Raw genomic sequence first — 6,577 nt, 5'->3', positions numbered from 1 at the left:
GTCGAGCCGGCACGGATCGCCAGCGACGATGCCAAGGCGCCGAATCTGATGGAGCGTGTCGTGCGGCCGCGTGCGGTCGCCGAACCGAGCGATCGCGCGCCGCCCGAGATCGCCGATCCCGCGCAGCGCACCGCGCCCTCGAAACCCAAGCCAAAGCCGCAGACCGAGCTGTTCACCAATTACCAGCTGCCGTCGATCGACCTGCTCGCACCGCCCCCGCCGGGGCCGACCGGGCAGATCGACAAGGCGGGGCTCGAGCGCAATGCGCGTCTGCTCGAATCGGTGCTCGAGGATTTCCAGGTCAAGGGTGTCGTTACCGCGGTGCGCCCCGGCCCCGTCGTCACCATGTACGAACTCGAGCCCGCGCCGGGCACCAAGGCGAGCCGCGTGTCGAACCTCGCCGACGATATCGCGCGCAACATGTCGGCGCTCTCGGCGCGCATCGCCCCCATTCCCGGCCGCACCGTGATCGGCATCGAGCTGCCCAACGCGAACCGCGAGTCGGTGGTGCTGCACGAAATTATCGGCAGCGCCCTGTTTCAGGACCAGACCGGCGCACTCCCGATCATCCTCGGCAAGAATATCAGCGGCGACCCGATGATCGCCGACCTTGCCCCCATGCCGCACCTCTTGATCGCGGGTACCACCGGTTCGGGCAAGTCGGTCGGTTTGAACGCGATGATCCTCTCGCTCCTCTATCGCCTCGGCCCGGACCAGGTGAAGATGATCATGATCGATCCCAAGATGCTGGAACTCAGCGTCTATGACGACATCCCGCACCTGCTTGCCCCCGTGGTCACCGAGCCCAAGAAGGCGATCCGCGCCCTGAAATGGGCGGTCGAGCAGATGGAGGACCGCTACCGGATGATGTCGTCGCTGTCGGTGCGCAACCTCGCATCGTACAACGACAAGGTCCGCGGCGCGCTGTCCAAGGGCAAGTCGCTCGGGCGCCGCGTCCAGACCGGCTATGATCCCGACACCGGCCAGCCGGTCTATGAGGAAGAGACGCTCGATTACGCGCCGCTGCCACAGATCGTCGTCGTCGTCGACGAACTCGCTGACCTGATGATGACCGCGGGCAAGGAGGTCGAATTCCTGATCCAGCGGCTCGCGCAAAAGGCGCGCGCTGCGGGTATCCACCTGATCCTCGCGACGCAGCGGCCATCGGTCGACGTCATCACCGGCGTGATCAAGGCGAACCTGCCGACGCGCATCAGCTTCAACGTCACCTCGAAGATCGACAGCCGCACCATCCTGGGCGAAGCGGGCGCCGAGCAGCTGCTCGGCAAAGGCGACATGCTCTACGTCCCCGGCGGCAAGCAGATCACGCGCATCCACGGGCCGTTCGTGTCCGACGACGAGGTGCGCGCGGTCGCCGACCATTGGCGCGGCCAGGGTCGGCCCGACTATATCGAGAGCGTTACCGAGGATCCCGAGGATGGCGGCTTTGCGATGGAGGGCGCCCCCGCGGGCGGCGACAGCGCCGAGGACCGCATGTATGCGAAGGCGTGCCAGATCGTCGTCGAAAGCCAGAAGGCATCGACGAGCTGGCTGCAGCGGCAACTGCGCATCGGTTACAACAGCGCGGCGCGGATGATCGAGCGGATGGAGGACGAAGGGTTGGTCAGCCCGCCGAACCATGTCGGTCGCCGCGACGTGCTCACCGACCAATATGGGCAGCAAAGATAGGAACCTTTGCCGCCGCCGCGACTTGAACAGCGTCTAACGAAGGGTTCAGCGCGGGTTCAATGCCCGGCTGCGATGGACCGACCGACATCATCAGAATTGAGAGCCAGATGAACCCGAAAACCAACCTCACCCGCCTCGCCGCCTGGACGCTCGCGCCGATGGCCGCCGCAGGCCTCGTGCTCGGTGCGCCTGCGATCGCCCAATCGGCGAATACGCTCGCGTCGGTGCAGTCGCACCTCAAATCGACGAGCTCGATGACCGCCGATTTCACCCAGACCGACCGTAACGGCCAGCGCCTGACCGGCAAGCTGACGCTGAAACGCCCGGGCAAGATCCGCTTCCAGTATCAGAAGGGCGTGCCGCTGCTGATCGTCGGCGACGGCAGCTCGCTGACGATGATCGATTATGAGGTGAAGCAGGTGCAGCGCTGGCCGGTGAAGAATTCGCCGCTCGGCGCGCTGCTCGACCCCGACCGCGACCTGACGAAATATGCCAAGGTCCTGCCGACCGGCAGCGGCGACGTGCTGAGCGTAGAGGTCAAGGATCCCAAGCGCCCCGAATATGGCACGATCACGATGGTGTTCGTCCGGGACGGGTCGGCGCCCGGCGGTCTGCGCCTGCGCGGCTGGGTCGCGCTCGATTCGCAGAACAACCGCACGCGGATCGATCTCGCCAACCAGAAATTCAACGTCGCGGTCGCCGATTCGGCGTTCAAATGGACAGACCCGCGGCCCAAGCAACGTGGTCGCGCGGGCTGACGCGGACCGATTTCGCTTCGCAAATCATACGGCGCCTGATCCCGAACGGATTCGGCGCCGTTTTCCGGACCAACCGACGTGACGTATCGACGAACTGCAGAAATGGCGCGGGAGCCTCTGTTTCGTTCAGCTTGGCGACAGGGAAGGACGGCTATTCCAACTCTCGAAGGCGCCAAGACGGCCCCCGGATTTGGGTTTCCCCCTGTTGCCCCACCGGACTGCCAGGCACCTTCATTCAAGAGCGTGACGAACGCTGACCTTGAACCCCCGTTCCACCGCCCCTGGGACGGGGGTTTAATTTGTCCGGTGCTGTTTTTTGTCGCTGACGCGGCATGCGGCACCAGCCCGCAATCGCATTGCGAACGGCGCCCTGCGCCGATAGAGCCACCGCATGACTCGTACCAGCATCGCTTCGTGGAACATCAACAGCGTCCGCGCCCGTATCGGCATCGTCGAGAAATTCCTGCGCGAAGAAGCCCCCGACATCCTCTGCCTGCAGGAAACCAAGGTCGAATGCGGGCTGTTCCCGCCCGAGATGTTCAAGCGATTGGGATATGAACATATCGTCACGCATGGTCAGCGCATGCACCACGGCGTCGCGATCGTCAGCAAGGTGCCGCTGACCGATGTGCGCAAATATGACTGGCAGGCGAACGGCGAGGCGCGCCACGTCGGCGTGACGCTGCCCTCGGGTGTCCGGCTCGACAATGTCTATATTCCCGCAGGCGGAGACATTCCCGACCGCGAGCTCAACCCCAAATTCGGTCAGAAGCTCGATTTCTTCGGCCGCATGACCGAATGGTCGGGTGCGCTGAACGGCACGCCGACGGTCCTCACCGGCGATTTCAACGTCGCGCCGCTCGAAAGCGATGTGTGGAACCACAAGGCGCTGCTCGACGTCGTCAGCCACACGCCGGTGGAGGTCGAAACCCTCGCGCGGCTTCAGGCGGCATCGAATTGGGTCGACCTCGGACGCCACTTCATCGAGGCACCGACGCCGCTCTACACCTGGTGGAGCTACCGCGCGAAGGACTGGGAAGCGTCGAACCGTGGCCGCCGCCTCGACCATATGTGGGTCACCCCCGACCTGATGCCGAAAGCCATGTCGCATCGCATCGTTCAACCGGCGCGCAGTTGGGAACGGCCGTCGGACCATATTCCGCTCATTACCGAGTTCGAATTTTGAGCGATATCGGGGCCCGGCGAGCTGCGCGCGCGGTCGATGCGCTTCGCCGCGGCTGGCCCTTTCGCATTCGTGGTGCCGATGGCGCGCTCGACCTGCTTGCGGTCGAGAGCGCGCGCGATACGGCATTGATCCTGTTTGCCAGCCACGATGTTCTGTTGTCGGGCGAGCGCGCGGTGACGCTGAAGCTCACCAACCAGCGCGCTGCTGCGACGCCGGGGCCGGTACGGCTGGCGAGCGCCGCCGACACCGTCGCCGCGGCGCTCGCAATCGCCGACCCCGCGCTCGACCTCGCAAATCCTCTCAAAGGGCCGTTCCGCACCATCGCAACCGCTGGCGAAGAGGCAACGACCGCGGCGATGACGATGGCGCGTCACGCGGGCCTGCTCCCCGCCTTCTTCGTGCGCGAAGCGGCGGGGGAGATCGAAACCGAATGTAGCGTCGACGATGTCGCGGCCCTCCTCGATCCGGCGCGGCTCGAAATCGCCGCGCGCGCACGCCTGCCCGTCGAGGCAAGTGAGGCGGCCGAGATCGTCGCTTTCCGCTCGCCCGAGGAAGCGTCCGACCATGTCGCGCTGGTCGTCGGCAAGCGCGACGGCAATCCGCCCGTCGTGCGACTGCACAGCGAATGCCTGACGGGCGATGTGCTCGGCAGCCTCAAATGCGATTGCGGGCCGCAGCTCCACGCCGCGCTCCATGCGATGGCCGACGCGCCGTGGGGGGTACTGCTTTACCTGAGGCAGGAAGGCCGCGGGATCGGACTGGTCAACAAGCTGCGCGCCTACGCGCTGCAGGATCAGGGATATGATACGGTTGATGCCAATCTCAGGCTCGGCTTTCCGGTCGAGGCGCGCGATTTTGCGATTGCCGGGCGGATGCTCGAATTGCTCAACATCCCGCGCATCCGGCTGATGACGAACAATCCCGAAAAGGTCGCGCGGCTCGAAAAGGAAGGCGTCGACGTCGTCGAGCGCATTCCGCTCGCGCTACCGACGAACAAATATAACGAGCAATATCTCGCGACGAAGCGCGACCGCACCGGGCATCAGCTCTAACGAAAAAGGCGCCGGACGATGCCGGCGCCTTCATCAAATCAATGCACGAAGCGCGCGACCACGTCGCGATAGCTCCGGCTGACCTTCACCTGCGCGCCCGAACCCAGCACGAGGAAACATTCGCCGTTGGTGTGCGGCTTGACCTGCTTGACCTGGCTGAGGTTCACGATCGTCGAGCGATGGACGCGCTGGAAGTTGCGCGGGTCGAGCCGCTTTTCCAGATCCTTCATCGTCTCGCGCAGGATCAGGCTGTTGTCGGCGGTATAGATGCACATATAGTCGCCGGCCGCGTCGATGCGTTCGATGCTGTCGACGTCGACGCGGAAAATCTGGCCGCGATCCTTGATATTGATCATTTTTTCATAGCGGTCGGCGGCATGCGCGTCGGGCTGGGTCTCGGCATCATAATCCTCGACCGCTTCGGGGGCGACCTCGGCCAGCACGGTCTTGAGCCGTTCGACTTCGGCCGCGCCACGCTTTTCCGAAAGCCGCTGGCGCACGCGATCGAGCGCATCGGCAAGCCGCTCGGGCTCGACCGGCTTGACCAGATAATCGACCGCCTGCGCCTCGAATGCGCGGATCGCATGGTCCGAATAGGCGGTGACAAACACCACGAGCGGCGGCTCGACCTCCATCAGGCCCTGGATTACCGAAAAGCCGTCGAACCCCGGCATCTGGATGTCGAGGAACACAAGGTCGGGTTTATGCGTCTTGATCTTGCGGATGGCTTCGCGGCCATTCTGGGCGGTGTCGACGATTTCGACGTCCGAATGCGGTTCGAGCCGCAGTTGCAGGCCTTGGGTGGCCAGTTTTTCATCATCCACCAGGATGGTTCTGATCGTCATGTTCTCTCGGTTCCAATCGTCATTTGCCCATCGGGCTGGAACGGAAACTCGATAACCACCGTGAACCCGCCCTCAGCGCCCACATGGACGTCGAACCGGTGCTGGTCGCCAAAAGCCTGCGCCAACCGGTCCCTGATGTTGGCTAAACCCACACCGGTCGATTCCGTTGCAAAGCCAGTGGTGGGGTCCGTTGTTTCCGCTGACAATCCCGCGCCGGTGTCGGACACGGTGATGCGAACATTTTGACCGGCCAGTTGTGCGGAAATCGTGATATCGGCGCCCTCTTCCTGCGGCGTTACCGCATATTTGATCGCATTTTCGATCAGTGGCTGGAGCAAAAGCGAGGGCAGGCGCGCGCGCGAAACCGCGGGATCGATTGCAAAATGCGGCCGCAGCCGCTCCTCGAAGCGCATCTTTTCGATGTCGAGATAGAGCTTCAGCGTCTCGATCTCCTGCGCAAGCGTAACCTGCGCGGTCGGCTCGTTCGCGAGCGTGTAGCGGAGGAACGCCGACAGGCGCGACAACATCGCATTGGCGGGCTCGGCCTGTTTCAGAAGCACCAGCGTCGAGATGCTGTTGAGCGTGTTGAACAGGAAATGCGGGTTGAGCTGATAGCGCAGCATCGCAAGCTGCGCCGACGCCGCCTGCGCCTCGAGCCGGATGACGCGGTCATTCTGCTCCTCCAGCTGGAGGAAATAATTGATTGCGAAATAGAGCGCCGACCAGGCCGCGAGCGAGGTTGCGTCGATATAGACCGCGCCCAGGAGGAGGCTGGTAAACCCCGCCTCGCTTGCCGGGTTCTGGATCTGCGCGACCCAGGCGTCGATAAAGGCCCAGAGTGCGGTCGCAACCCCGGCGAGGCCGAAGCTGACACCCCACATGAGCAGCGGACGGCGACTGATCAGCGCGCGATAACAAACCGACAGTATCAGCGTCAGCGAAAAACCGGTGATCGCCGAAATCGTCTGCGGGATAAAGAAAGTGAACGCCTGACCATTGGCAAGCCCCGACACCCCGCGCAGACCGAGCCACGCGGCCCAGCCCAGG

6 protein-coding genes are annotated in these 6,577 nt (G+C 64.0%); 4 read left to right on the top strand and 2 right to left on the bottom strand.

The genetic code is table 11. The annotated features are described in order from the left end of the window. The 4 genes from VGD20_RS19185 to ribA form a co-directional block, all read left to right on the top strand. Nucleotides 1-1,689: DNA translocase FtsK (locus VGD20_RS19185; protein ID WP_331135974.1), on the top strand; the 1,689-nt coding region annotated here is incomplete at its 5' end. A gap of 158 nt (nucleotides 1,690-1,847) precedes the next feature. Further along, nucleotides 1,848-2,447, top strand: coding sequence for an outer membrane lipoprotein carrier protein LolA (locus VGD20_RS19180; RefSeq protein ID WP_331135976.1), 600 nt, complete (start codon nucleotides 1,848-1,850; stop codon nucleotides 2,445-2,447). A 391-nt stretch (nucleotides 2,448-2,838) separates the two neighbouring features. Next, on the top strand, nucleotides 2,839-3,633 hold the full coding sequence (locus VGD20_RS19175) for an exodeoxyribonuclease III (protein ID WP_331135973.1): 795 nt from the start codon (nucleotides 2,839-2,841) through the stop codon (nucleotides 3,631-3,633). A 5-nt stretch (nucleotides 3,634-3,638) separates the two neighbouring features. Beyond that, nucleotides 3,639-4,685: a GTP cyclohydrolase II gene (ribA, locus tag VGD20_RS19170; protein ID WP_331135975.1), complete on the top strand. Its 1,047-nt coding sequence runs from the start codon at nucleotides 3,639-3,641 to the stop codon at nucleotides 4,683-4,685. A gap of 38 nt (nucleotides 4,686-4,723) precedes the next feature. Here ribA and VGD20_RS19165 read toward each other — a convergent pair whose 3' ends face one another. Both VGD20_RS19165 and VGD20_RS19160 read right to left on the bottom strand, forming a co-directional pair. Beyond that, on the bottom strand, nucleotides 4,724-5,530 hold the full coding sequence (locus VGD20_RS19165) for a LytTR family DNA-binding domain-containing protein (protein WP_331135972.1): 807 nt from the start codon (nucleotides 5,528-5,530) through the stop codon (nucleotides 4,724-4,726). Further along, complete coding sequence (locus tag VGD20_RS19160; RefSeq protein WP_331135971.1) at nucleotides 5,527-6,576, bottom strand: sensor histidine kinase; 1,050 nt, start codon at nucleotides 6,574-6,576, stop codon at nucleotides 5,527-5,529. Before VGD20_RS19160 ends, VGD20_RS19165 begins: the two co-directional genes overlap by 4 nt. Nucleotide 6,577: the final 1 nt, after the last annotated feature.

It is taken from the genome of Sphingopyxis sp., from assembly GCF_036402335.1.
In the GTDB taxonomy this organism is placed as follows: domain Bacteria; phylum Pseudomonadota; class Alphaproteobacteria; order Sphingomonadales; family Sphingomonadaceae; genus Sphingopyxis.
The sequence above is the reverse complement of the archived record's forward strand: the minus strand, read 5'-3'. Positions and strand labels throughout refer to the sequence as shown.